22 protein-coding genes and 1 pseudogene are annotated in these 23,818 nt (G+C 55.9%); 10 read left to right on the forward strand and 13 right to left on the reverse strand.

The features are described from left to right. The 3 genes from RTM06_RS07595 to RTM06_RS07605 form a co-directional block, all read left to right on the forward strand. On the forward strand, nucleotides 1-204 hold a 204-nt coding region (locus tag RTM06_RS07595), incomplete at its 5' end, for a hypothetical protein (RefSeq protein WP_312181116.1). Beyond that, nucleotides 156-950 carry a siderophore-iron reductase FhuF gene (gene fhuF, locus RTM06_RS07600; protein ID WP_312181118.1) on the forward strand — a complete coding sequence of 265 codons (795 nt, stop codon included), beginning with the start codon at nucleotides 156-158 and terminating at the stop codon, nucleotides 948-950. The genes RTM06_RS07595 and fhuF, both read left to right, overlap by 49 nt. A gap of 95 nt (nucleotides 951-1,045) precedes the next feature. Next, entirely contained in the window at nucleotides 1,046-1,510 is a 465-nt protein-coding gene (locus RTM06_RS07605; RefSeq protein ID WP_312181120.1) for a YbaK/EbsC family protein, read from the forward strand. Here RTM06_RS07605 and RTM06_RS07610 read toward each other — a convergent pair. The 4 genes from RTM06_RS07610 to RTM06_RS07625 form a co-directional block, all read right to left on the reverse strand. Continuing rightward, nucleotides 1,507-2,727: an MFS transporter gene (locus RTM06_RS07610; RefSeq protein ID WP_312181122.1), complete on the reverse strand. Its 1,221-nt coding sequence runs from the start codon at nucleotides 2,725-2,727 to the stop codon at nucleotides 1,507-1,509. The two genes, RTM06_RS07605 and RTM06_RS07610, sit on opposite strands and share 4 nt — an antisense overlap. Nucleotides 2,728-2,949: 222 nt before the next feature. Further along, a complete protein-coding gene (locus RTM06_RS07615) occupies nucleotides 2,950-3,927 on the reverse strand; it encodes a nucleoside hydrolase (RefSeq protein WP_312181124.1) in 978 nt (325 codons plus the stop codon). Between the two features lie 12 nt (nucleotides 3,928-3,939). Beyond that, a complete protein-coding gene (locus RTM06_RS07620; protein ID WP_312181126.1) occupies nucleotides 3,940-4,962 on the reverse strand; it encodes a LacI family DNA-binding transcriptional regulator in 1,023 nt (340 codons plus the stop codon). 75 nt (nucleotides 4,963-5,037) lie between these two features. Next, on the reverse strand, nucleotides 5,038-6,420 hold the full coding sequence (locus RTM06_RS07625; protein WP_312181128.1) for an MFS transporter: 1,383 nt from the start codon (nucleotides 6,418-6,420) through the stop codon (nucleotides 5,038-5,040). A gap of 581 nt (nucleotides 6,421-7,001) precedes the next feature. Here RTM06_RS07625 and RTM06_RS07630 point away from each other — a divergent pair. After that, entirely contained in the window at nucleotides 7,002-7,556 is a 555-nt protein-coding gene (locus RTM06_RS07630; RefSeq protein WP_154193074.1) for a histidine phosphatase family protein, read from the forward strand. Here RTM06_RS07630 and RTM06_RS07635 read toward each other — a convergent pair. Then, the gene (locus RTM06_RS07635) at nucleotides 7,549-8,499 is read right to left on the reverse strand and encodes a WD40 repeat domain-containing protein (protein WP_312181131.1); all 951 of its coding nucleotides are present in this window, start codon (nucleotides 8,497-8,499) and stop codon (nucleotides 7,549-7,551) included. The genes RTM06_RS07630 and RTM06_RS07635 overlap by 8 nt on opposite strands. Nucleotides 8,500-8,913: 414 nt before the next feature. Between RTM06_RS07635 and RTM06_RS07640 the strand changes: the two genes are divergently transcribed. After that, on the forward strand, nucleotides 8,914-9,927 hold the full coding sequence (locus tag RTM06_RS07640) for a capsular polysaccharide synthesis protein (RefSeq protein ID WP_312181133.1): 1,014 nt from the start codon (nucleotides 8,914-8,916) through the stop codon (nucleotides 9,925-9,927). Here RTM06_RS07640 and RTM06_RS07645 read toward each other — a convergent pair. Then, complete coding sequence (locus tag RTM06_RS07645) at nucleotides 9,901-10,824, reverse strand: LysR family transcriptional regulator (RefSeq protein WP_312181135.1); 924 nt, start codon at nucleotides 10,822-10,824, stop codon at nucleotides 9,901-9,903. The two genes, RTM06_RS07640 and RTM06_RS07645, sit on opposite strands and share 27 nt — an antisense overlap. A 120-nt stretch (nucleotides 10,825-10,944) precedes the next feature. On the opposite strand from RTM06_RS07645, the gene RTM06_RS07650 reads away from it, so the two are divergent. Then, nucleotides 10,945-11,334 (forward strand): tautomerase family protein, encoded by a 390-nt coding sequence (locus RTM06_RS07650; RefSeq protein ID WP_312181137.1) that lies wholly within the window; start codon nucleotides 10,945-10,947, stop codon nucleotides 11,332-11,334. 214 nt (nucleotides 11,335-11,548) lie between these two features. Continuing rightward, entirely contained in the window at nucleotides 11,549-13,840 is a 2,292-nt protein-coding gene (opgB, locus tag RTM06_RS07655) for a phosphatidylglycerol--membrane-oligosaccharide glycerophosphotransferase (protein WP_312181139.1), read from the forward strand. A 46-nt stretch (nucleotides 13,841-13,886) separates the two neighbouring features. Here the strand turns inward: opgB and RTM06_RS07660 are convergent, their stop codons facing one another. Further along, entirely contained in the window at nucleotides 13,887-14,594 is a 708-nt protein-coding gene (locus RTM06_RS07660; protein WP_312181141.1) for a GNAT family protein, read from the reverse strand. 107 nt (nucleotides 14,595-14,701) lie between these two features. Here RTM06_RS07660 and RTM06_RS07665 point away from each other — a divergent pair. After that, a pseudogene (locus RTM06_RS07665) lies at nucleotides 14,702-16,150 on the forward strand (PLP-dependent aminotransferase family protein). On the opposite strand, the gene RTM06_RS07675 reads toward RTM06_RS07665, so the two are convergent. The 4 genes from RTM06_RS07675 to RTM06_RS07690 all read right to left on the reverse strand — a co-directional run bounded on the left by RTM06_RS07675 (nucleotide 16,147) and on the right by RTM06_RS07690 (nucleotide 19,964). Further along, a complete protein-coding gene (locus RTM06_RS07675; RefSeq protein ID WP_154193090.1) occupies nucleotides 16,147-16,659 on the reverse strand; it encodes an RcnB family protein in 513 nt (170 codons plus the stop codon). The pseudogene RTM06_RS07665 and the gene RTM06_RS07675 sit on opposite strands and share 4 nt — an antisense overlap. 156 nt (nucleotides 16,660-16,815) lie before the next feature. Beyond that, nucleotides 16,816-17,961: a serine hydrolase domain-containing protein gene (locus tag RTM06_RS07680; protein ID WP_312181147.1), complete on the reverse strand. Its 1,146-nt coding sequence runs from the start codon at nucleotides 17,959-17,961 to the stop codon at nucleotides 16,816-16,818. Nucleotides 17,962-18,144: 183 nt separating this feature from the next. Further along, nucleotides 18,145-18,927: a MetQ/NlpA family ABC transporter substrate-binding protein gene (locus RTM06_RS07685; protein WP_312181149.1), complete on the reverse strand. Its 783-nt coding sequence runs from the start codon at nucleotides 18,925-18,927 to the stop codon at nucleotides 18,145-18,147. A gap of 17 nt (nucleotides 18,928-18,944) precedes the next feature. Further along, a complete protein-coding gene (locus RTM06_RS07690) occupies nucleotides 18,945-19,964 on the reverse strand; it encodes an isopenicillin N synthase family oxygenase (protein ID WP_312181232.1) in 1,020 nt (339 codons plus the stop codon). Nucleotides 19,965-20,174: 210 nt separating this feature from the next. Between RTM06_RS07690 and RTM06_RS07695 the strand changes: the two genes are divergently transcribed. After that, the gene (locus RTM06_RS07695) at nucleotides 20,175-20,852 is read left to right on the forward strand and encodes a YecA family protein (protein WP_265301026.1); all 678 of its coding nucleotides are present in this window, start codon (nucleotides 20,175-20,177) and stop codon (nucleotides 20,850-20,852) included. 64 nt (nucleotides 20,853-20,916) lie between these two features. Here RTM06_RS07695 and RTM06_RS07700 read toward each other — a convergent pair whose 3' ends face one another. Then, the gene (locus RTM06_RS07700; RefSeq protein WP_312181151.1) at nucleotides 20,917-21,972 is read right to left on the reverse strand and encodes a DUF1176 domain-containing protein; all 1,056 of its coding nucleotides are present in this window, start codon (nucleotides 21,970-21,972) and stop codon (nucleotides 20,917-20,919) included. Between the two features lie 83 nt (nucleotides 21,973-22,055). Continuing rightward, on the reverse strand, nucleotides 22,056-22,946 hold the full coding sequence (locus RTM06_RS07705) for a LysR family transcriptional regulator (protein ID WP_312181153.1): 891 nt from the start codon (nucleotides 22,944-22,946) through the stop codon (nucleotides 22,056-22,058). A gap of 91 nt (nucleotides 22,947-23,037) precedes the next feature. On the opposite strand from RTM06_RS07705, the gene RTM06_RS07710 reads away from it, so the two are divergent. Beyond that, nucleotides 23,038-23,817, forward strand: a complete 780-nt coding sequence (locus RTM06_RS07710) for an NAD(P)H-dependent oxidoreductase (protein ID WP_312181155.1) — start codon at nucleotides 23,038-23,040, stop codon at nucleotides 23,815-23,817. Nucleotide 23,818 lies beyond the last annotated feature (1 nt).

The following is a 23,818-nucleotide window of genomic DNA, read 5'->3' on the forward strand; positions in this document are numbered from 1 at the left end:
GCCCGTTCGACGCCGAAATATGTCTTGCCAGATAACTGGCAAGACGGTATCTACGCAGAGCTCGTCAAGCTTTGCGGCATGTGCAGAAATGTTGTTCAAAACGACGGGAACGATTATCATTTGTCTCTCGATTCCCGTTATCACTCAGGACCGGCATGGCTATCATCACGCGTCAGGATCACCGCTTTAGCGAGCATCCGCTGATCTTTATGCAGAGCGATCGCAGCTTAGCGAGCGCACTGGAAGATCTGATGCGCGATCAACGCAGCTACATGCTGGATAACCTCAAGCTCGGCCAGCCGGCACCCGCCGGGACCTTAACGCTGGCCGAGTGGTCAAGTCCGCTTCACTATCGCCGCCTGACGCAGCGCTACAGCGACTATCTCTATCGCGATCACCCCGATGTGCAGCAGGAAGCTAAGCCGCTGCAGTCGCTGTGGGCGCAATGGTATTTTGGTCTGCTGCTGCCACCGCTGATGATGGCGTTATTGCAGGAACCACGCGCGCTGAACTGCTCGCCGCATCTGATTCACGTTGAGTTCCACGAAAACGGCCATCCTTGCGCGTTCTGGCTGGATGTGCAGGAAGATGAGGATGCGCGCTACTTCAATGGCCAGCAGCGTATCGATCGCCTGATTCAGCAATGCCTGATTCCGGCAGTGAATGGCATGACACAGCACGGTGATATCAATGCAAAGCTCATTTGGAACAACATGGGCTTTTCGTTTTACTGGTTCCTTGGCGAGTTGAAAAACCAGTTGCCGGAAGAGACGATTTTGCAGTTAGAGCAGGCACTATTTTTCACTCAGTCACTGCTCGATGGCAGTGATAACCCGCTGTATCGCACCATGATCCCGCGCAATGGCGAAATGGAGCGACGCAGCTGCTGCCAGCGCTATCGCATCCCCGATGTAGAACGTTGTGGTAACTGCACGTTAAAAGCGGTGTAGCACCCGCGCATTCTGTTACAGATTCTCCTTTTCTCCCGTTTACACTTTTCCAGGCTTATGGCATTTTTTTGGCTCTGTTTTTACCGGAGATAACAATGAGCCTGGAGTCGGTACGGCACTTCTTTGCCGAACATGCACCGGATATCGACATCATCGAGATGCCGGAAAGCACCGCCACCGTTGAGCTGGCCGCACGCGTTCATGGCGTTCAGCCTGGGCAAATCGCCAAAACCCTGTCGCTGAAAGTGAAAGATGCCATCGTGCTGATCGTCACGCGCGGCGATGCGCGCCTCGATAATCGCAAGCTAAAAGCCGCACTCGGCGCCAAGGCGCGCATGTTAAGCGTGGATGAAGTGGTGAACTGGACCGGGCATCCGGTCGGCGGCGTTTGCCCGTTTGGGCTGGAAAATCCGCTGACCATTTATTGTGATGTGTCGCTGCGCAGCTTTGACGAAGTGCTGCCGGCAGCCGGATCGATTTATAGCGCGGTGCGCATTTCGCCGCAGCGCATGGCAGAACTCACTGCGGCGAAATGGGTTGACGTCTGCGAGGCGCTTTAATGCGACTCGCGCGCGGGGGCACCGGAGATTTCGATGCCGCGCGTCTCCCGACCAAATGCCACCAACACGCAAATCAGCACCGCCACCGTTCCGGCGACAATCGCCATCCCCAAACCGTAATTGCCGCCGTGTGCTTCGGCGATACGTGACTGCACCGTCGCATTCACTGAGGCGATCAAATTCCCCAGCTGATAAACAAAGCCCGGCAGCACCGCGCGCGCATTAGCGGGCACCAGTTCGGTGAGATAAGTCGGCACCACGCCCCAAGCGCCCTGCACCATAAACTGCATCAGAAACGCGCCGATACCGATCATCCATGAACCGCTGGAGAAGGCCCACAGCGGCAGCACCGGCAGCGCGAGGAACGACGCCAGAATAATTGCGCGCTTGCGACCAATCCGCTCGGACAATGCACCAAAGGTGATGCCGCCTAGCATCGCCGCGATGTTGTAGCTGATAGCAATGATGCTGACGGTGTGCGGATCGAACTGATGCTGCACTTTCAGGAAGGTGGGATAGAGATCCTGCGTACCGTGGCTGAAGAAGTTAAAGCAGGCCATCAGCAGCACCATATAAATACAGATTTTCCAGTGCTGACGGATAATCGGCAGCAGCGCATTGCTCTCTTTGCGCTCGCGCGCCGCCAGCCACACCGGCGATTCCGGCACTTTAAAGTAGATAAACGGCAGCAGCAGAATCGGCAACGCGCCAATCAGGAACATACCGCGCCAGCCGACCGTTTCGAAGAACAAACCAAAAATCACCGACGCCAGCAGATAGCCGCACGGATAACCGGCCTGGAAGATGCCGGACATCAAGCCGCGCGAGCGATCCGGAATGGTTTCCAGCGCCAGCGACGACGCCACGCCCCAAATGCCGCCCATCGCCACGCCGTAAATCACGCGGAAACCAAGGAACGCCGTGAGGGTGGGCGACCATGCCGACAGCAGCTCAAACGCTGAGAACATCACGATATTGAGCATCAGAATCGGTCGGCGGCCATATTTCTCCGCCAGCCGACCAAACAGCAGCGCGCCGATCGGGCGTACGGCGAGCGTGAGCATGATGGCGAGGGAAACATCGGAGACGCTGGTATGGAAATACTGGGCAAGATCGCTGAGGACAAACACTAAGATGAAGAAGTCGAACGCATCCAGCGTCCAGCTCGCGAAACTGGCAAAAGCCACGTTGCGCTGGGTCGCAGTCCAGTTGAACATGTCGGTATCCTGTCTGATTAGCTTCCGGATCGATGGCCGGATTTATAGTAGAAGTTACCGCGCGAATAATTTCACGGGTTACTATTATGTTAACTGTTTGTATATAGCATGTCAGAAAGGCGGGCTGTGGCGGGAATTGTCAGCGAGTGATTCGCGGTGTAAAAAAGCGTTTCATGTTGAAGAGGAAGGTCGCCATAAATGACGACCCTACAATGACGGACGCTACAACTGATTAAACGCCTTTTCGATCATCTCCAACAGCAGCGCGTTATTGACGGTTTGAATTACATGCACCAACGCGCCAGTTTGCGGTGGCACGCCGATATCCAGACGCAGCGGCGTGCGATAACGCCAGCTTTTGCCGCGCGTGGCGCCGGGACGCAGCTCAATATCCACATAGTAATCCACGCCGTCGGCGACACGCTGATTCAGCAACCAGGCGACCACCAGCGCATCATGAATCCAGCAGCCTGGCAAATGACGGGTGCGAACCGAATAATCGATCCACGGGCGTAACGTCTCGCGCACAAACTGTGGCAATGGATGATCGTTAGCGGTAAGTCGCGTGAGATCCTGCTGCGTCATCAAGGTTTGCGTGGTGGCGTCCATTGGTACCAGCGTGATGGTGGCGCCGCTGTGCAGTACCTGATGCGCCGCTTCCGGATCGAGGCCAAAATTGGTGTCTTTGATGTAATCATCCAGCGCAAACACGCCGCCCATAATCACAATCTCTGCCACCGATTCTGCCATTTGCGGATAACGCTGCAGCGCCAGCGCCACGTTGGTCAGCGGACCGATCGCCACCAGCGTAAACTCGCCGGGGTTGTCACAAATCAGTTGGCCCATTACGCCAGCCGCATCATGCCCATCCGCCGGAATACGCTGCGGCTGACGCACGCCGCGCCACAGTTCCCCGAGCTTTTCATCGGCAACGTGGTCAAGACGCGCACGCCACGGCGCAGGATCTTCGCGCAGTGCCTGCAAAGCGCCCTGCACCACCGGAATGTTGCGTCCCAATCGCTGTAGCAGATCTTTGGCGACCTGCGCACCCACCGCGCTCGGCGTGTTGCCGGTGACGGTGGTAATCAGTTCCAGCGACAGCGACCTGGAAGCCAATGCTAACGCCAGCGCAAGGCCGTCGTCGGTGTTAGCGCCCGCTATACCGTTTCCCGGATCACAATCGATAATCAATCTTTTCATAGTGTTATAGTTTTATTGTTGTTGAGTAAGCTGGCAGCCACAGGACTCACCGATTTCTAAATGGTGAGGGAATTCCGCCAGCTTCGCATCGCCATCCCAATTTTTGAGCATGGCAATCGCACTGCGCGCCATATCACGCAGCGGCTGACGAACGGTGGTGAGCGTCGGCACATGAAACGCCGACTGATCGGTACCGTTAAAACACACCAGCGCGACATCCTGCGGCACGCGCAGTCCATGCTCTGACAGCGCACGAATGCAGCCAATCGCCTGGCCTTCATTACTGGTAAACAGTGCACGCGGCACACGACCGCTGGCCACCATGCGCTGCGCGGCGTCGTAACCGCCCTGCCGCGTGTAGCTGGCCGGAAAAATCATCGCCTCATCCGCCAGCACTCCTTTCTGCGCCAGCGCATCGCGCCAGCCCTGAATACGATCCTGCGCGTTAAGCATGTCCAGCGGACCGCTGATCATGCCCACCTGCTGATAACCGTGGTTGAGTAGATGCGCGGTGACCTGACACGCCGCTTCGCGTTCATTAACGCGCAGCATGTTGATGCCCGGACGTGGCTCAATGCGATCCAGCATCACCAGCGGCGTACCACTGGCCTGAATCACATCAATATAGGGATGGCGATCGACGCTGTTGTAAAACAGGCCATCAACCTGACGATTTAACAGGCCCTGAATAATCTCCAGCTCGCGTTTGCGATCGTCACCGGCATCACCCAGCAGCATGACGTGGCCGTGATTCATCGACTCCTGCAACAGCATGTGCGCCATCGAAGCAACAAAGGGATTACCGATGTTCGGCACCACTAAACCAAAGGTTTTGGTGCTGCCCGAAGCCAGCGCGCGCGCCACCGCATTGGGGCGATAGCCGGTCTGTTTGATCGCTTCCAGCACGCGCTGACGCGTGGCTTCTGCCACCGGTCGCGGGCCGTTATTGATCACGTAACTGACCACCGCCACCGAGGTACCGGCGATTTTTGCCACGTCGGTGCGCGTGACGTTTCCGGTTGGAGATTTCGCCATTCCTTTGCCCCTGCGTAAATGCCATTGGCCGGAATCGCCGGCCAATGGGGGTTTTGATTTACGCGATCCTGCTGGTCAGATGGCATCTTCCGGCAGATTAAGATCGCGTCCGCGCGTTTCCGGCGCCACGAAAGTGGTGAGAAAACCGATGCTGGCCATCGCCGTGAAGTAAATCGCAATCGGCCACCAGTGTCCGGTAAACGACAGCAGCGCCGCCGCCACTAATGGCGCGGTACCTCCTGAAAGGATAGATCCCAGCTCTTTCGCTACCGCCATCTTGGTGTAACGACGCTTCACGCCAAACATCTCGACGCCCCACGCCGCCTGCACGCCGAAAATACCCAGCGATGCCAGCGCCATACCGACCACAATGACCGCCATCACAATCGCTGGATCGCGGCTGTCCATCAGGCTAAAGGCTGGCCAGGCGTAGAACATCAGCAATAAGCAGAAGCAGCGATAGGTAATGCGGCGACCAAAGCGATCCGACAGCCAGCCAGCAAACGGAATGATCAGGAAACCAAGTAAAGAGGCGATGAACACCGCTGTGGTGGGCACCGATTTGTCGAGCATCAGCACTTTGGCGACGTAACCGACAATGAAGCCCTGCGCCAGATAAGAAGGGCCGTTTTCGCCGATACGTAAACCGACCATGGTCCAGAAGGCGCGGGTGCGGCGCCAGAAGCTGCGCGTATCCACGTCTTCTTTCGCCTGCGCCAGCGTGTCGTTACGTTCGGCCTGCAATTCCGCCTGCTGACGTTCAAACACCGGCGTTTCACGTAGGTTGCGACGAATCCACAACGCCACCACCGCAATCAGCGCGCTGCTGAGGAACGGAATACGCCAGCCCCACGACAGCAAGCTCTCTTTGTCCATCTGGATCACTGCCAGCCAGACCAGCGACGCAATCAGCGTGCCGCTGTTTGAGCCCAGCGCAATCACCGACGACACCAATCCACGACGTTCAACCGGGGCATATTCGCCCAGCATCACCGTACCGCCGGACAACTCAGCGCCCGCCCCCAAACCTTGGGTAAACCGCAGCAGCACCAAACATGCGGGAGCCCAGACGCCAATGCTGGCATAGGAAGGAATCAAACCAATGAGTGTTGTGGAGGCGCCCATCAGAATGATGGTTGAGATCATCACCGTTTTGCGGCCCTTGCGATCGCCGATCCAGCCGAACAGCAAGGCACCAATCGGGCGGGCAATAAAGCCCACCGACCAGGTGGCAAAACTCGAGAGTAAGGCGATAGCCGGCGTAGCTTCCGGGAAGAAGACGTCACCAAAAATAATGCCGGCGGCGAGGCCATAGAGCGCAAAATCCGCATATTCCATCGCGGTGCCAAGCCAGCAGGAGAACGTGGCGCGCCAGAAATCTTTACGGCCGGAGGATGTTTCAAGCCGCGCATCGGCAGCTGAGGAAGATGTCAGTGAGCTTTGTTGCGAAACCGTCATAACCCAATCCCTGAATGAGGTAAAAACAGCAAACGCCCTTCCGTGGGTCAGTTCCCTTGCAACAAGCGGAACTCCCCGGTGGCGACGTTCAGTAGGCAAACCTGGATGAAAAATCAGTAATGAATTCCCTGGTGTTGGAATTCGCTTCTTCGCCTGTTCCCGCCGATGTAATTTTCATCGATCGCATTAGTGAGGCAAATGTAACTGGGTCATCTCAAGGCCAACTTCGTCTCTGGCACCGTGAGTTATCACTATGGAGACAGTCTATCTACGCGCGTAGATAAATCAAGTGATAATAGAGAAATTTATTAGATAAACTTCACTATAACTCATGAAAACAAGGCAAAAATGGCGTCAAATCATGACATTACATCTAATGCATGGCGCAAGAATTGTCTTATTGAAGCTTGATTGACGATTATTGCTTACCATTTAACGGCGCAGGCTAACGCTTCATCGCGCTGTTTTTCGCACAGTTCAGTTAAGGTTTAATGACAAGCAGGCAATACTCTTAAATCCCGTCATGGATGCGCGAGTTGCTCAACCTCTGCATTACACTGGAGCAATATCACAGGAGCGCTATGACCATTATTCTTATGCGACACGGTAAACCCGATCATCCTGTCAATGGGCGCTTCTCGGCGCGGGCATTGGCTGACTGGTGTGAAGGTTACGATCAGGCTGATATTTGCGACTCCCCGCCGCCGCGCAGCCAAACCATTGCGCGCCTCGCGAGTGTGATCGCCACCAGCCCGCTGCCGCGCGCCCGTTCGTCGTTAACGCGTCTGGGTTTACAGCCGCACGCGGTGGATGAAGTTTTTAGCGAAGTCGCAATACCGACGTTGCCGTTTGAGCGCCTGCATCTGCCGCTCAACGTCTGGCTGGCGCTATTACGCCTGTTATGGCTGTGCGGCTATAGTGGCCATGTGGAATCGGTGCAGCATGCGCGTCAACGCGCCCGTCTGGCGGCAGATAAACTGGTGACGCTGTCGCAGCAAGGCACGGTGTTATTGGTTGGTCACGGCATCATGAACAAGCTGATTGCGCGTGAGTTACGCAAGCGCGGCTGGCAGGCCGAAAAACATGCCAGCAGCCGCCACTGGAGCAGTGCGATTTATCATCGTCCATTCATTTAAGTTGGAAGTAGCTCAGCACCTCACAACCGGTACCGGCTTGCGGCGTGGCAATCACCTTCATCTGCTGCAGATCAATCAGGCTGAGCGAACCGTCGCCCTCATTCGCAATCAGCAAGCTGCGATTATCCTCACTGAAGCAGCCATCCATCGGCTTATTGCCAACCTGAATATCGCCGAGCGGATTGAGCAGATCGTCAAACAGCGTCACCACCGGTTCTTGATCGCCAATCGCCACCAGCCGCTCGCCGTTGCCACTGAAGCGCACCACCTGACAGGGTTGCTGATGGCCCGGCAAGGCCAGGCGCTGGCGGATGCGATGACTTTGCCGATCCACCACATACAGCAGCGGGGCATCGGCAGCGCTCGCCACCAGATAAGGATGTTTAGGCGAGGCGGCGATACCGGAAATCGGGCCGGGCATCAGGATGTTGTCGATAATCCGCCCTTCCGCCTCACACAGATCCACCACGGTAATGCTGGCGTCCTCTTCATTTTCGGTAAACAGCTTGCGGCCGCTGGGCGACAAGGTAAGTCGGTGCGCATTGTGCGAAGGCAGCTGAATGGTTTTCTCCACGCAATCGCTAACCGGATCAATCACCGCCACCACCGCGCTGTTTTCACAGCAGAGATAAACTTTGCCGTCACGTCCTAACTGGCCGCTGTGCGGTGCCTTTAACGGCGACAGATCGATAAAACCGCTGATCTGCCGCAGGCGCAAATCGATGATCGCCACTTTGTGGCCAGGATGCGGATTGTCGCCGTGAATGCCGTCGCCGTAGATCGGCACGTACGCTTTTTCCAGCTGTGGCAGCATCAGAAGCTCGTGTGGACGCGGCGGAAAGGCATTTAACGCTTGCTCAACGGCAAAGGTTTCGGGATTGAGAAACAGCACGCGATTGCCCTGCTTATCGACAGCCAATAATCCACGGTTGTGTCGCTGCATAGTGTCTCCTTTAGTTGATCACCTGCTTTAAGCGTAGCTAACCCTCACTCAGGGTGGGATTTTCCCGGCAGACCAGCGAAAAATGCAGCCAGGTTAACAAGTGATCTCACGCGCACTTTTTAATCTCACCCGCGACTTACGCCACGCCCTGCTTATTTTATTAGGAATAGTCTTAATGCGATAAAATAGAATCACCAACAATTCACGCGATTATTTATCGTTAATTTAAAGCTTAACGGATCCTTGATTTTCCGGTTTATCTGAAAGGATCAAAAAGTGATAGCCGCATCGCACAGAATGTTTTATTAAGCATAGGAGAGTACTTTTTTACACACAGCCTAAAGGACAATCAAGAGCGCTCAGCGCCGCGATCAGGGACGCCTTGCCACCATAATCACAATAATCAGGTGCATCATGAAGAAAAAACGCCTTCAGCCAGCGTTAACCCTCTGGCATAACTGGAAAAGACTCGCTTTTACCAGCCAGACTTTCCTGCAGAAAAAACAGCATACTGCGCTCTGTGCGCCGGAATACGATCCCAGCGAAGAGGACAATATCGTGTTACTTTCTGGCGAAAAAGATCTGCCAGAGATTCCAAAGAAAGTCTGGATGTATTGGGATAATGAATATTTACCGAAATCACTGGCATTAAATATTAAAAAGATTCGTCAGGATAATCCCGACCATGAAATCCATTTATTAAATCGTTTAACGGTAAAAGAAGTTTTACCGGATTTTATCTTCACCTCGACCCAATTAACCGCCCAACAAAGAAGCGAAGTGATTCGCCTGGAATTACTGCTGCGCTATGGCGGTATTGCCATTGATTGCAGCACCTTATTATTTGAAGATCTCTCCTGGGTGCATCGCGCGCATCAGGAACGCCGTATGGATGTGATTGGTTATTACCACGAAAACGCCACCGTCAACTATCTCGCGCCAGTGATTGAGAGCTGGTTCCTGGCGGCGACTGCCAATAATCCGTTTATCCGCGAATGGCAAAAACATTACGCGCCGATCAAACATCTCGGCGAACAGAATTACTTCAGTGAATTGACCAAGCGCGATGATTATTCCCTGCTGACGCAGAAGATTGCGCAGCCGGAGCAGCAATTAGGTTCACTGGCGCAGCAGATCGCCATGCGCGAACATCGCCGGGTAAATCTCTACCTGCGTAAATGCGAAGCCAACGCCTATTACTATCAGCGTTTAAGCGGCTGGAAGAGCGAGGCGTTTGCCCATGCAGTGCTGTTTCACCAGCGTCCACTCACGCCACCGCCAGTGATTAAACTCAGCGGCAATGAGCAGCTGCATCTCGACTTCAACCTGCGGCTCGGCCATTACAACCGCAGCAGTTTGTTGGGCCAGATGATGCAAACGCCTGCGCCGATTGCGCTGGCTTCACCCATCAACAAAGCGCGCGCGTAACCAATGGATAAAGGTGGTCACCGCCCGTGGCACCTGTGCGGCATACGGGCGCACCACCCACAACCGGGCGGCGAAGGCATCCACCGCTTGCCACTGCGGCAGCACCTGCTGCAGCGTGCCGCTGGCTAATGCCGCGCTGGCGCTGAAGTCCGGCAGCATCGCAATGCCCAAACCTTGCAATGCCGCATCCCGGATCGACTCGCTGTTGTTGGTGGCAAAATTACCCTGAATCTTTACCTGCACGGTTTCGCTGCCGCCGTCCGCTAATTGAAAGCGCCACTGCGGCGACTCGAGTCCGCGCGGGTAATAAAGACAATTGTGCTGCTGCAACGCCTGCGGTGAATCCGGCAAACCGTTCTGCGCCAGATACGCCGGCGACGCCACCAGCAGCGCGCGGGTTTCACACAGCGGCAGCGCAACATGCGTTTCCGGCAGGCTATCGCTATGGCGAATCGCCAGATCAAAGCCTTCACTGCCGAGCGACACCAGACGATCGGTGACGTCCAGCTGCAAGCGCACCTGCGGATAGTCGCGCAAGAAATCGCCGATGATCGGCACCAGCTGCTGACGCGCAAACGCCACTGGCGCAGTCACGCGTACCATGCCACGCACCGGCCCCGCTTCATCACGTACGCTGAAAAAGCTCTGCGCGATATGCGCAAAGGGTTCGCGCAGCTCATCCACCAGCTTTTCACCGGCGGAGGTCAGCCGCACGCTGCGCGTGGTGCGCTGTACTAACGCCACACCCGCCATCTTTTCCAGCTCTTTAATCTTCTGACTCATCGCCGCTTTGCTGACGTCTAATCGTTCCGCCGCGCGCGTAAAACTGCCGAGCTCAGCCAGCACGGTTAACCAGTGCAAATGGACCCAAAGGCTATCTGTTTTTATTTCTTTCATATCGATTGTTCAAAATAATAAATAATCATTTCAACCAGCGCGCTTTTTCTTTCCGGCAGCAAGCGGCAGCATAGAGCCACATCCTACTCTTTTCATGTGAGCAAAAACGAGGGTTTATTTATGCCGTTACTGACATTCGACGTTATTCAGGGCCGTTCAGAAGCAGAAATCCGCACTTTGCTGGATGCCGCACATCGCGCGGTGGTAACCGCATTTAAAGTCCCGGACCGCGATCGTTATCAGATTGTTCATGAAAACAAAGGTTATCAGATGGTCTTTCAGGATACCGGCTTAGGCTTTGCGCGAACCGACAATCTGGTGATGGTGCGCGTGTATACCAGCCCGAGAAGTGAAGAACAGAAGTGCCTGTTTATGGCAGAGTTAGCGCGCGAACTGCTGGAAAGTTGCGGCGTTCAGGGCACAGATTTGATGATTAGTTTTATCACCAACAGTAAAGGCGACTGGAGCTTTGCCGACGGCGAAGCGCAATACCTCACTGGAAAACTCTAATCTCCCTTCTCTGCCCTCACTGGCAGCAGCGCGTCCGTTGCTGCCAAGCGAAACCACAGTTAGCCTTAACCCGCCTTAAACGAATCGGAATGCATCGCACAAATCTGGTTGGATGTGTTGCAGCCTTGTGACACCCAATATAGATTGACGCAAAATCCCCGCAGAGGGTCGTTGGCGCACGGATTGCGTATTCATTCAACATGAGGATCTAACGTTGTCCGAATTGGTTTCGGTTGTACTCTTTTTGGCCGCGATTGCGGTCTACTCCTCTAAAGCCGGGCGAAATAAATTTTGGTTTAGTCTGATCCTGCTGCTGCTCACGCTGTTTATCGTGCTTAACGTCACGCTGGTCGCCAGCAACTATTTTACCGGCGATGGCATTAATGACGCAGTGCTGTATACGCTGACCAACAGCCTGACCGGCGCGGGCGTGAGCAAATATGTGGTGCCGGCCATCGGACTGATCATCGCGCTGTTCTCGCTATTTTGCCTGCTTTCGTGGTTACTGCGCCGCCGTAAGCGGCCGCATCACCTCGGCTGGAGTTTACTGGCGATTGCCTGTGCCGCGGGTTCGGTACAAACCACGCCTGCGTTCCGCCAGGTAAAAGAGCTGATCGCCTCACATTCGCGCCTCGCCGATTCGGATTTCGAAACCTATTACAAAACGCCCAATAAGGTGATCGCTGAGCCCAAGCTCAATCTGGTCTACATTTATGGCGAAAGTCTTGAACGGACCTATTTCGATCAACAGGCATTTCCTGGTCTGGCCCCGGAACTCAGCCGGGAAAAAGAGAACAGCATCGATTTCAGCCAAACCGAACAGCTGCCCGGCACCGATTACACCATCGCCGGCATGGTGGCTTCACAGTGCGGCATCCCGCTGTTTGCGCCTTTTGATGGCAATGCCTCGGCTTCGCTCTCCAGCTTCTATCCGCAGAACATTTGTCTGGGCGACATCCTGAAGAACTCAGGCTACGAAAACTGGTTTATTCAGGGCGCCGATTTACGCTTCGCCGGTAAAGACACTTTCCTGCTGTCGCATGGTTTTGATGCGGCCAACATGTATGGCTCGCAGGAGCTGAAAAGTCGCGTTGCCGATCCCAGCTATCGTAATAACTGGGGCTACTACGATGACACCGTAATGGACGAGGTGTTTGAGAAATACGAGGAGCTGTCACGCGCGCAAAAACGCTTCGCATTGTTCACCCTTACCGTCGACACCCATCATCCGGATGGTTTTATCTCGCGCAGCTGCCAGCGCAAAAGCTACAGCTATGATGGTAAACCCAACCAATCCTTCAGCGCGGTCGCCTGTTCGCAGGAGCATGTGGCGCGTCTGATTGAGCGCATCAAAGCGTCGCCGTGGTTTAAAAACACCATCATCGTGGTGACCTCCGATCATCTGGCGATGAACAACACCGCGCATCAATATCTGATCAAGCAGCCGCGCCATGACCTGTTTATGGTGATTCGTGGCGATCAGCCACAGGCGGAAGTGCTCAATGGCAAACGCAGCACGCTGGATAACGGCGCCACGGTGCTGGATATTCTCGGCGGCGATAACGCGATTGGACTGGGTCGCAGCGGGCTCTCTTCGAAATCGCTGTCAACCGAGTTCGACGACATGGCAAAGCGCGTTACATCGTGGAAAGCGGACATTATTCAGCTGTGGAATTTCCCCAGTAAGATGGACAGCTTCACCGTCGATCAACAGAAAAACACCCTCAGCTTCTCTGGCGCGACCTTCAAGTTACCAATTCTGTTCCGCGTCTCCGATAAACATGTCGAACCGCTGCCGGAAGGGGAATACTCCGAACCGCTGCGTTATCAGCTGGCGAGTTTTGCTGCCGCCGACAAGTTCGTTTGGGTCGATCGCTGCTATAAGATGGCGCGCCTGTGGCAGCCAGAGTTAGCGCTGTCGAACGATTTGTGCGTGTCGATGGGACAAATGGGCGCCAAACCCAGCGTAACCCGCATCGATAAACCGCAGTGGAAAGGTAAAGTCAGCTTCCCGAAAGCAGAAGTCAGTGCGGCAACCTTCCAGCTCAACGAGCAGCAAATACGCATCGAAGACAATGCGATTCGCTACAACGCCGACAGCTTCCTGTTAACAGTGCCCGGCGCGCCGAATAGCGTGAAGAGTTTTAAAGGGATATCACGTCCGGAAGCGTGGGGACGCTGGTCGAATGCCAATCTGGCACCGGAAGTGAATATTGAGTATACCGATCCGCTGCCCGAACGCTTTGATGTGGTAATCACCGCGCGGGCTTTTGGTCCGAATGCGCATCGACCGATTCCCGTGCGCGTTGGCGATGAAGAGCAGCAACTGAATTTGGGAGATGAGTTCTCCACCACCACGCTGCATTTCACCAATCCAACCGGCAGCCGTAATTTGATCATTGCGCCGCCGGAGCCGCAGGAGTCGAATGTCGGCAATATCATCGGCCAGGATCCGCGCAAACTGGGGATCGGCATGGTGGATATAAAAATAATTCCGCAAACCTAACGTAGGGTCGCCATTTATGGCGACCCGGTGCGCATGGGTGCGCAGCCTACGAACGCAGCGCCTCCAGTTTTTCGCGTTGCGCCCCTTCCGCCGTAAAGTTCTCTGCCGCCAGCCAGCGTTCGAAACCTTGTTTTACCTGCGGCCAGTCGCTGTCGATAATCGAGAACCAGCAGGTATCACGGCTGCGGCCTTTATAGACAATCGCCTGCCGGAAGGTGCCTTCAAACTGAAACCCTAGACGCAGCGCCGCGTTGCGTGATGGCTGATTGCAGCTGTCGCACTTCCACTCGTAGCGACGATAGCCCAGCTGCTCTAAGGCGTAGCGCATCAGCAGATAGTGCGCTTCAGTGGCCATGCGCGTTTGCCTGAGCAGCGGCGAGAAGGCAACGTGGCCGATCTCCACCGATCCGTTTGTCGCATCAATGCGCATCAACGCCAGGCTGCCAACCGCACGATTGCTAACCGGATCGATCACCGCGAAATGCATGGGATCGCGCCCATTTTCCAGCTTGCGCGCATAGGCAACATAGGCTGCTTCATCGGCAAAAGGTTCGGCGAACATATAGGTCCAGTCACGCCCATCTGCAGCCAGCGCATAGGCAGCATACAGTTCGTGGCCATGGCGCTCGGCACTCAGTGGTTCCAGGCGGCAATAGTCACCGGTGAAGGTTTCATAGCTCGGCCAGGCGCGGGGTTGCCAATCTGGCAGCGGAAATCCTACCGGTTGTCCGTAAGCGTTGGTGTGTTGCGACATTCCTCAATTCCTTTATCAGTCAGGACCAGAAATGCAGAGTGCCACTTTGCTGGCGTGTTAAAAAGCGCCACAATGATCGAAATTGATGGATCCACGGAACGGCGTACATGAGTGATATTGAGCTACATCGATTATTGCTGGCCCCGCTGGAAACCAACGGCGAGCTAACGCTGCAACAGCAGCTGTTTCAACGTATCAGGCAGGCGATTCTGACCGGCAAACTCGCCGCCGGAACGCGTTTGCCCGCGACGCGCCAGCTGGCGCTGGACCTCGCGGTTTCACGCAATACGGTGATCGCCGTCTGGGCGCAGCTGCAGGCGGAAGGCTTTTTGCTGAGCGATCGCCAGGGCAGTCGCATCAGCAATATGGCGCAGCTACCGCAGGAAAATCAGCCGCACACCAGCAGCGAAATCACCTTGTCGCCGCGCATCGCTCAGCTGCGATCCAGCCATCGCAGCTTCAGTCAGGAGATGGCGCTGCGCCCCGGCGTGCCTTCGCTGGCACATTTCCCGCTAGCTCAGTGGCGACGGGCGCTGAACCGCGTGATGCTGCATCAGCCGCAGCAACTGCTGGGTTACGGCGATCCGCTCGGTGAACGCACACTGCGTGAAGCGCTGGCGCAGCATCTGGCATTGTCGCGCGGCGTGCGCTGTACGCCCGAACAAATCGTGATTACCGAAGGCGCGCAGCAGGCATTGACGCTGTGCGTGGCGCTGCTCAGCAGCCCAGGCGACATTGGTTGGGTGGAGGAGCCAGGGTATCGCGGCGCGAAAGCGGCGATGCGGTTGGGAGATATGCGTATTGAACCAGTAGCGATTGATGCGCAAGGGCTGGCGCCGCAGCCACAGGACTGGCAACAGCGTGCGCCGCGCCTGATTTACACCACGCCAACGCACCAATATCCCACCGGCGTGATCATGAGCGCACCGCGTCGTCTGGCACTGATGGCGGCCGCCCGGCAACAGCAAACGTGGATTATCGAAGATGATTACGACAGCGATTTTCGCTACAGCGGCGAGCCGATCGCCGCTATGCAGGGCATGACGCAACCAACGCCGGTGATCTACGTTGGCTCGTTCAGCAAAACGTTGTTTCCCGCGTTGCGCCTTGGATTTATGGTGTTGCCGCCGCAGCTGGTCACGCCGCTGCGCCCTGCGCTACATGAACTGCTGCGCGGCGGCAATCGTCCCGAGCAGCAGGCGCTGGCGCTGTTTTTACGCAGCGGTGATTTTAGCCGTCATCTGAGCAAAATGCGCCGTCTGTACCGCCAACGGCAGGCAACTTTGCGACAGGCTTTGCAACATACGTTTGGCGAACAGGTTCCGTTGCTGGGCGGCGAATGCGGCATGCATCTGGTGTTATCACTGGAAGCGGATTAAAACGATATGCGGTTGGTGGATCGGCTGATCCAGAGCGGCTACGCGCCGGGCGCGCTGTCGGGATTTTATTCGGGTGAGCAGAAGCAACAAGGGCTGGTGCTGGGTTACGGTAACACCAGCACCAGCCAGATTACGGCAGGCGTCGCGCAGTTAGCGCGTCTGCTGCGCGGGAATTAACCGCGGAAGAAGATTTCGCCTGATTTGCCCATCACGATCTTACCGCTGTCATCGGTGATCAGGATGTAGTTGGCATTGATGTACGCCCAGTGCGTGCCTGGCTGCGGCGCTGGCAGATGACGTGGCTTCCACTCAACAATGGTGTACTGCTTTTTACGATACTCATCTGGCACCACATCGCCCACTTTATACTCTTTGTAGTCGATGATGATGGTAGTCAGATCGTAGTTGTTTGGTGCAGCCGCATCACCGCTTTGCGGTGGGCGAATTGGCGCGACATCGCCGCTGGATTCAGCCGGTTCATTGCTGGCTGGCGCATCGGCTGCCGGCGCCTGCGTTTGCGGGTCTGCGGCTGGCGCCTGGGTTTGGGCATCGGGTGCGGTTTGCTGCACTTGTGGCGGCATCGGTACGGCGTCTGTTTGCTCGCCTTCCGCCAGCGCGGCCGGAGCAAGGCTTAAAGCGCCCAGAAAAATTCCTGCAGAAAGGAGATTGACGTGTGTCCTGCGCATGGGTGATTTCCACTCTGGTTAATTATTAACTGTCCATTTAACTGACACGTTAAGCACGCAGAAGGTTCCCCCGGCGCGCTTAGCGCGTCAAATTTCGCTGCTCAGCATACCTCAGCTCAGGCATTTTTTGGCGCAGTAAAATTGCAAGCAACCATGTTAGTTTTTGTCGTGCACTTTCTGCGCCAGATCCATCAATAACGCGATGCCTAGATAGTTACTCCAGTTAAACGCGTTCTGCAGCACCACAATCGCATTGCCGTTCTGCTTATCAAAGCCAATAAAACTCGAGTAGCCGCCGATATAACCCACCTGATAGGTGATCTGCTGATCGCCGTAGGTATCGGTTACCCAGGCGATATTTTGTGCCTGATTGCCGTGCTGCTCGTAGCCGTGATTAACCTGCGCAAAGGCCGCGTTGAGCGCAGCGCCCGCGCCGTCATGCAGATGCGCATCCAGATAGCGAATCAAATCGCGCGCGTTGCTGTAGAGGCTGGCGGCCGCCACCATATTGTTGTTAAACGCCCAATCCGGCGTAATTTGCCCGCGAGGAATCAGCTTAGGCTGATCGCCCGCATGGCCGAGTGCACGCCACGGATAACCGCGCAGACGCTGCGGCTTGAAGCTGCTGCTGATCATGCCCAGCGGCTGAAACAGATTGCGCTGCGCCAGCGTTTCGATGTCCTGATGGAAGCGATGTTTGAGGATGTAGCCCAACAGCGCATAGCCGAGATTAGAATAGCGCGCGCTGGGATGCGCGGGCGCGTCAAAGTCGGCCAGATAATCCAGCACTGCGTCGCTGTCGAGGTTGCCGTAAAAGTTCTCGCCGCTACGCAGATAGCCCATAAATTTCATGAACATCGGCAAATCCATATCCTGGCGCGGCAAGCCCGAGGTGTGCGTCACCAGTTGCAACAGCGTGATGCGTTTGGCATCGTCGCTCAGCGGCACGTTGGGCGGCAACAGCGTCGCGAGCGTGTCGTTCCAGTGCAGTTCGCCGCGATCCACCAGCTCAATAATCACCTCCGCGGTGATGCCTTTACTCAGCGAGCCGAGCGCAAATAAGGTATCTGGCGTGATGGGATAACGGTGCACCGCATCGGTGACGCCAAAACTGTAAAATTTAGGCTGGCTGCGTTGATGGATGATGGCGATGCTGATGCCGGAAACCTGCTTCTGCTGCATGTAATGGCGCACGATGTCATCGACATTTTCATTAAAGGTCGCGTGCGAAAGATAGACTTTATCGCTGACGGGCGCGGAGGTTTGCGACAAGGTGCCGCAGGCGCTGAGCAATACGCTCATGCCCAACAGAATGATGCATGTTATTAAACGATGGCACAGCACCCGTTTATTCCTGGCGAAGATAATCATGGCAATGGATTGAGCGAATTTTTATGTTTTATAGTGGGTGCGACGGGTGTTGGTGGCGAAATATAACACAGAAGAAAGTCAGCGCCACCTGCCAAAAACAGGTGGCAGCGGGGATTATTGATTAACGGGAATAACCGATCCTTTGTAGTGCTGGTTAATAAATTCAGCAGTTTGCTTTGACTCCAGATCTTTCGCTAATTCCAAAATACGCGGATCGTGCGCCAGTTTCGGCGTGGTGACCAGCACGTTGGCATATGGATTATCCTTCGCCTGTTCCAGCGCCAGCGCATCCTTCGACGGCACTAAACCAGCCTGCAACGCGTAGTTGCCATTGATGATCGCCAACTGCGCATCATCCAGCGCGCGCGGCAGCTGCGGCGCTTCCACTTCGATAATTTTCAGATGGTGCGGGTTGTCAGTAATGTCTGCGGAAGTCACCAGCGTATTGGCGCTATTGCTCTTCAATTTGATCAACCCATTGGCCTGCAACAGATAAAGTGCGCGGCTCAGATTGGTGACATTATTCGGCACGGCCACTTGCGCGCCATCAGGCAGATCTTTCAGTGATTGCACTTTGTGCGAGTAGATGCCAAGCGGCTCAATATGCACGGTAGCGACCACAGAAAATTTCTCGCCCAGCGCTTTTTCCTGATCGCGCAGGTAAGGCACATGCTGGAAGTAGTTGGCATCGACGTCACCGCGTGCCAGCAGTTCGTTGGCGTTGAGGTTGCCGTTGAGTTCAATCACCTTGAGATCGAGCTTCTTGTCGGTCTGTTTAATGTGGTTGAGGATTTCGCTGTGCGGCACGGCATCTGCCGCTACGCGCAGCGCGGCCGCCGACGCGTAACTGCTGAACACCGAAACCATCGCTAACGCCGCTATCACCTTTTTATTCATCTGCTTCCCTTAGTTTCTTATGATTTAACGCGATTGAGAGTGTCAGCGTAATAACGCTGCGCCACGTCGCGATGCGATCGCAAACGTCCTTTGAGATAGTTCCAACCCACTTCACGCAGCAGCGGATTGCTGGGATCGCTGGTGGGCCCGCGCGCTTCTGCCGCCAGCTGCGGCGGTAGCTGATACAGCGGCACTTCGGCATCGAGCTGTGCGCCGAGGAAAAAAGCGATGGAAATGCGCTGCTGGTTTATCGGCGGCGATACCACGCGATGCACAGTGGCGCGCAGATAACCGTTGGTAGCGATTTCCAGCAGTTCGCCGATGTTCACCACAAAAGCGCCCGCTTTCGGCAGCGCATCAACCCACTGATCCGGCGTGACTTCAACCTGCAACCCAGGCTGATCGTCCTGCAACAGAAAGGTCAAAAAGCCGGAATCTTTATGCGCGCCAACACCTTGCTGGCTGGCAGCGGCATCCTGCCCCGGATAGCGAATCAGCTTCACATGTTCGTTGGGATGCGTGCCGTACAGCGCATCAAAAGCGTCCGGCGGCAGCGCCAGGGATTTGGCGAAGGCGCGCAGTAAACGCAACGCCACGTCAGTCATCGCCTGCTGCCACGCGTGGATCACCGGACGCAGCTGCGGCAGCGCCTGCGGCCACAAATTGGGCCCTTGCAGCTGCTTCCATGCCGGATCGTCTGGCTGCAGCGTCAGCGCGGCACGCTCTGCACCGATATCAAATTGCTCACGCTGATCGCGCTGCTCACGGGTGTATTCCACGCCCGCACGGTTGTAGCCGCGAAAATGCGGCGAATGGATCATCGAAACGCGCTGCTTCTCTTCATCCGGCAACGCAAAGAACGCGCGCGTGATGCTTTGTACGTTCTGCAATAGCTGCGGATTGATGCCATGATTCACCAGATAGAAGAAACCGACGTCACGCGCGGTTTCGCGCAGTTCGGCAAGGTATTGCGCCTGCTCCGCATCCGGCAGTTCCAGCAGGGCTAAATCCAGTACCGGCAATGTGCTGGCCATAATTTGCATCCTTTATGCAGGAAAACTCTGCCTTTACGCTGCCATCTGTCGACAACAGCAGCCAATACTGTTGCGTGATAAGTTATGGCGAATCCTTTTTAGGAGAGGTTCAGCAATCGATATGCAAAAAGCGATAAATCGCGCCCGCTTCCCGCTATAATCGCCGCCAATTAACTTTGGGCATTGCCCATCAATAAAAGCAGGAGATGCCGTATGAACCAGGGTCCGTTAACTGAAAAAGAGCTGAACTGGCTGGAAGATATGCTAGAGAAATACGGCAACGAGCACTCGGTGGTGGATACCGCTGAGCTGGACGGCATGCTGACAGCGCTGCTCTCCGGCCCGAACGACATCGAACCGAGCGAATGGCTGGTGGCGATGTGGGGCGGCAAAAAGCACATTCCAAAATGGTCGAATGAGCGCGAGATGGATCGCTTTATGACGCTGACGTTCCAGCATCTCAACGACATCGCCGAACGCCTGGCCGAATTCCCGGAGCAGTTCGATCCGCTGTTTGGCACGCAAGAGATGGAAGGCCAGGAATTCACCGTGGTGGAAGATTGGTGCTACGGCTATTTGCGCGGCGTGGCGCTGGATGCAGATTGGTCGCTGCTGCCCGAATCACTGCAGCCGATGATGGAGGTGATTGCCTTGCACGGCAGCGAAGATCACCTGGCGAAGCGCGAAGCCTTCACACCGGACGAGTTTGAAGCCAGCATCGAGGCGATTCGCCCTGCGGCGCTGGAGCTGCATGAATACTGGCAGGAACAGCGCATGGCGCAGCCCGATCCAGAGCCTCAACTGCCGCACTTTGCCGGCGAGAAAACCGGCCGCAACGATCCTTGCCCATGCGGCAGCGGTAAAAAATATAAGCAGTGCTGCGGCAAGTAGGAGCACCATTTGTAGGGTCGCCATTCATGGCGACCTGCCAACGAGATGCGCATAACTGCGCCCCTTACGGCAGCGATGCCGCTTTCACCTCGGTCACCCAGGTTGGCAACTGCCATGCGCCACCCGCGCGAATCGCACGGCACATGCCGGTGGTCGCATCGCTACTCTGCTCGAACGCTTTGCCATCCCACACCCACGCCGCTGTGCTCCAGCAGTCGCCGATGCCGCGCCCTTTCTGTGCTTCAGAGATCACACCTTCGCTGTAATCAGAGCCGGAATCCGTCACCAGCTGCGGTGTGCCCTGCAACGCTTTGTCGATCAGCCAATAGCCATAACCTTCGTTATACGCCCCGCGCCAGCACAATGCGGCGATCAGCACATGCGCATCATCAACCGGCGTTAAGGTCAGCGGCTCCGCGCCCTCTTCCGGCTGATCGTCGGACGGTGCCAGATTGTCGCAGCTGTCGTCATCGGTGAGCGAGGCAATCAGCTTCGGCTTCAACAGTGCCAGCTCATCGGCCGTCAACGGACGCGCATCGGCCTTCACCACTTTAACCTGCTGAATCACCGGCATCGCCACCGCTGCCGGTACGCTGTTTTCCGGTTTATTGCCCTTACGCACCAGCGCGCCAGGCGTGCTAAGACGACCTTGCGCATCATCCATTTTCAGCAGCACCGCAAACGCGCCATTACTGGAGAGATCAAAAGGCTCTTCACCACCGCGAAACTCCACTTTGCCGTTGCCTTTGATACCGTTGATCAGCGCCTGAGTTTGTTCATCGGTCAGCGTCCATTCGTCGTTATCGGCTTTCGCCACGTCGCCCAGCGCACGGTCATCAATCCACAACGCTAAGTTGTTCACCACTTTAGAATCATCATCGCCGGTATCGGCCAGCACCACGCGACCGTGCGTCACCGCATTGGGGCCACCGGCACGCACCAGCAGCACCGAGCCGCCCGCGCCCTCTTCGGCGCTGTAACCGGCGGCACGACAGGTCAGCGTATTGTCGCAGGCCAGTTCCCAGTCTTTGTGGCTAAAGGAGACGCCGTCTTGATCTGCCAACAGCGGCGCACTCAGGCTGGCAAGTAGCGATATCGCCAGCAGCAATCGGGTAATCATGCCATCTCTCCATAATGGTAAAGGTGGCTAGTGTGATGATTTTTGTGACGCGGGAGAAGTGAATTTTTTGCGGCGATGCTGATTTAAAGCGCCACCACAATCTGCTGTCGCAGCCACTGCTGAGCCGGGTCGCGGTGCAGGCGTTCATGCCACAGCAGCAAAATATCAAAGCCCGGCACCTCCAGCGGCAAATCGACAACCGCAAGGTGTGAAGTATGACGCACCAACCGCTCAGGCAGCACCGCGACCAAATCGCTGTTCGCCAGCGTCTCCTGCATAAACAAGAAGTGCGGCACCGACAACACCACGCGGCGTGAACGTCCCAGCTTCGCCAGCGCCTTATCGGTAGCTGCGCTGAAGCCGCCGCCATCCGGCGACACCATGACAAATTCCAGCTGGCAGAATTGATCCAGCGTCGGCGGACGTTGCAATTGTGGGTGATCGCGCCGTCCCGCCAGCACGTAGCGCTCGCTGAACAGTTTGCGTTGATGCAACGTCGGCGGCGCGTTATCGCCGGTATGAAACACCACATCCAGCTCACCTTTTTCCAACTGCTGCGCTATCAGCGGCGGATTGAGCGCCAGAATCGCCATACGACTCTGCGGTGCAGCAGCGCGAATCAGGCTGAGCGCGGGCAGCACCAACGCCGACGACGTGTAATCGGTGGCAGCGATGCGCCAGGTGACTTCGGCATTGGCCGGATTAAAGGTATCGGGCGGCGCGACTGCTTGCTTTACCGCCTCAAGCGCCAGCCGCAGCGGCTCACGCAACGCTTCTGCGCGCGCCGTTGGCAGCATGCCGCGCGGCCCAGGCAACAATAGCGGATCGTCAAAATGCCTTCGCAATCGCGCCAACTGAGCGCTAATGGAAGGCTGCGAAAGATGCAGACGCTGCGCCGCGCGCGTGACATTGAGTTCGGTTAGCAGCACGTTGAGCGTCTGCAGCAGATTCAAATCCAGCGAGTTGATATTCACTCTGTCTATACCTGAGATATCAGCAATTTATTTCTACTATATCCAGCATCGATTTAATCTGCAGTGGTTTTCATCTCACAGGATTAAGCCCATGAATGTACTGATTGTGTATGCCCATCCGGAACCGCGTTCGTTGAGCGGTTCACTCAAAGACTTTGCCGTGCAGCATTTAGAGAAGGCCGGACATCAGGTGCAGGTTTCTGATCTCTATGCGATGCAGTGGAAAGCGCAGCTCGATGCTGATGACACACGCGCCCCGTTAGTGGGCGACCATTACGATGCGACAGTGGATTTACGCTTCGCCTACGATCATCAGCTTCAGGCTGCGGATATCGCCGCCGAGCAGGAAAAATTGCGCTGGGCCGATACGGTGATTTTCCAGTTTCCGCTGTGGTGGTTTTCGATGCCCGCCATCATGAAAGGCTGGTTTGACCGCGTTTACGCCAACGGTTTTGCCTACGGCGTAGGCGAGCACAACGAACAGCATTGGGGCGATCGCTACGGCGAAGGCAATCTCAGCGGCAAACGCGCGATGCTGGTGGTGACGACAGGCGGATGGGAATCGCATTACAGTCCGCGCGGCATTAACGGCCCGATGAACGATCTGCTGTTCCCGATTCAGCACGGCATGCTGTTTTATCCCGGCTTTAGCGTGCTGCCGCCGCTGGTTTTCTATCGGGTACAAAAGTCGGCAGCAGAACGATTTTCTGGCTGGTGCGATGCGCTGGCCACAAGGCTGGATATGTTGGCAGAAACTGCGCCAATTGCCTACCGTCAGCAAAACGGCGGCGACTATGAAATTCCTGCGCTGACGCTAAAAGCGGAGTGTGTAGCCGAAGAGAGCGGCTTTGGCGTGCATGTAAAGCGGTGAA

It is taken from the genome of Pantoea sp. CTOTU46764 (assembly GCF_031974595.1).
GTDB lineage: Bacteria > Pseudomonadota > Gammaproteobacteria > Enterobacterales > Enterobacteriaceae > Pantoea > Pantoea trifolii.

Coding starts and splice junctions, on each gene's coding strand:
- RTM06_RS07710 (WP_312181155.1), top strand. CDS start 23,038: ATGAATGTACTGATTGTGTATGCCCATCCGGAACCGCGTTCGTTGAGC.
- RTM06_RS07615 (WP_312181124.1), bottom strand. CDS start 3,927: ATGAAAAGATTGATTATCGATTGTGATCCGGGAAACGGTATAGCGGGC.
- RTM06_RS07630 (WP_154193074.1), top strand. CDS start 7,002: ATGACCATTATTCTTATGCGACACGGTAAACCCGATCATCCTGTCAAT.
- RTM06_RS07620 (WP_312181126.1), bottom strand. CDS start 4,962: ATGGCGAAATCTCCAACCGGAAACGTCACGCGCACCGACGTGGCAAAA.
- RTM06_RS07625 (WP_312181128.1), bottom strand. CDS start 6,420: ATGACGGTTTCGCAACAAAGCTCACTGACATCTTCCTCAGCTGCCGAT.
- fhuF (WP_312181118.1), top strand. CDS start 156: ATGGCTATCATCACGCGTCAGGATCACCGCTTTAGCGAGCATCCGCTG.
- RTM06_RS07640 (WP_312181133.1), top strand. CDS start 8,914: ATGAAGAAAAAACGCCTTCAGCCAGCGTTAACCCTCTGGCATAACTGG.
- RTM06_RS07680 (WP_312181147.1), bottom strand. CDS start 17,961: ATGAGCGTATTGCTCAGCGCCTGCGGCACCTTGTCGCAAACCTCCGCG.
- RTM06_RS07685 (WP_312181149.1), bottom strand. CDS start 18,927: ATGAATAAAAAGGTGATAGCGGCGTTAGCGATGGTTTCGGTGTTCAGC.
- RTM06_RS07605 (WP_312181120.1), top strand. CDS start 1,046: ATGAGCCTGGAGTCGGTACGGCACTTCTTTGCCGAACATGCACCGGAT.
- RTM06_RS07645 (WP_312181135.1), bottom strand. CDS start 10,824: ATGAAAGAAATAAAAACAGATAGCCTTTGGGTCCATTTGCACTGGTTA.
- RTM06_RS07675 (WP_154193090.1), bottom strand. CDS start 16,659: ATGCGCAGGACACACGTCAATCTCCTTTCTGCAGGAATTTTTCTGGGC.
- RTM06_RS07650 (WP_312181137.1), top strand. CDS start 10,945: ATGCCGTTACTGACATTCGACGTTATTCAGGGCCGTTCAGAAGCAGAA.
- RTM06_RS07660 (WP_312181141.1), bottom strand. CDS start 14,594: ATGTCGCAACACACCAACGCTTACGGACAACCGGTAGGATTTCCGCTG.
- RTM06_RS07610 (WP_312181122.1), bottom strand. CDS start 2,727: ATGTTCAACTGGACTGCGACCCAGCGCAACGTGGCTTTTGCCAGTTTC.
- RTM06_RS07635 (WP_312181131.1), bottom strand. CDS start 8,499: ATGCAGCGACACAACCGTGGATTATTGGCTGTCGATAAGCAGGGCAAT.
- RTM06_RS07695 (WP_265301026.1), top strand. CDS start 20,175: ATGAACCAGGGTCCGTTAACTGAAAAAGAGCTGAACTGGCTGGAAGAT.
- RTM06_RS07700 (WP_312181151.1), bottom strand. CDS start 21,972: ATGATTACCCGATTGCTGCTGGCGATATCGCTACTTGCCAGCCTGAGT.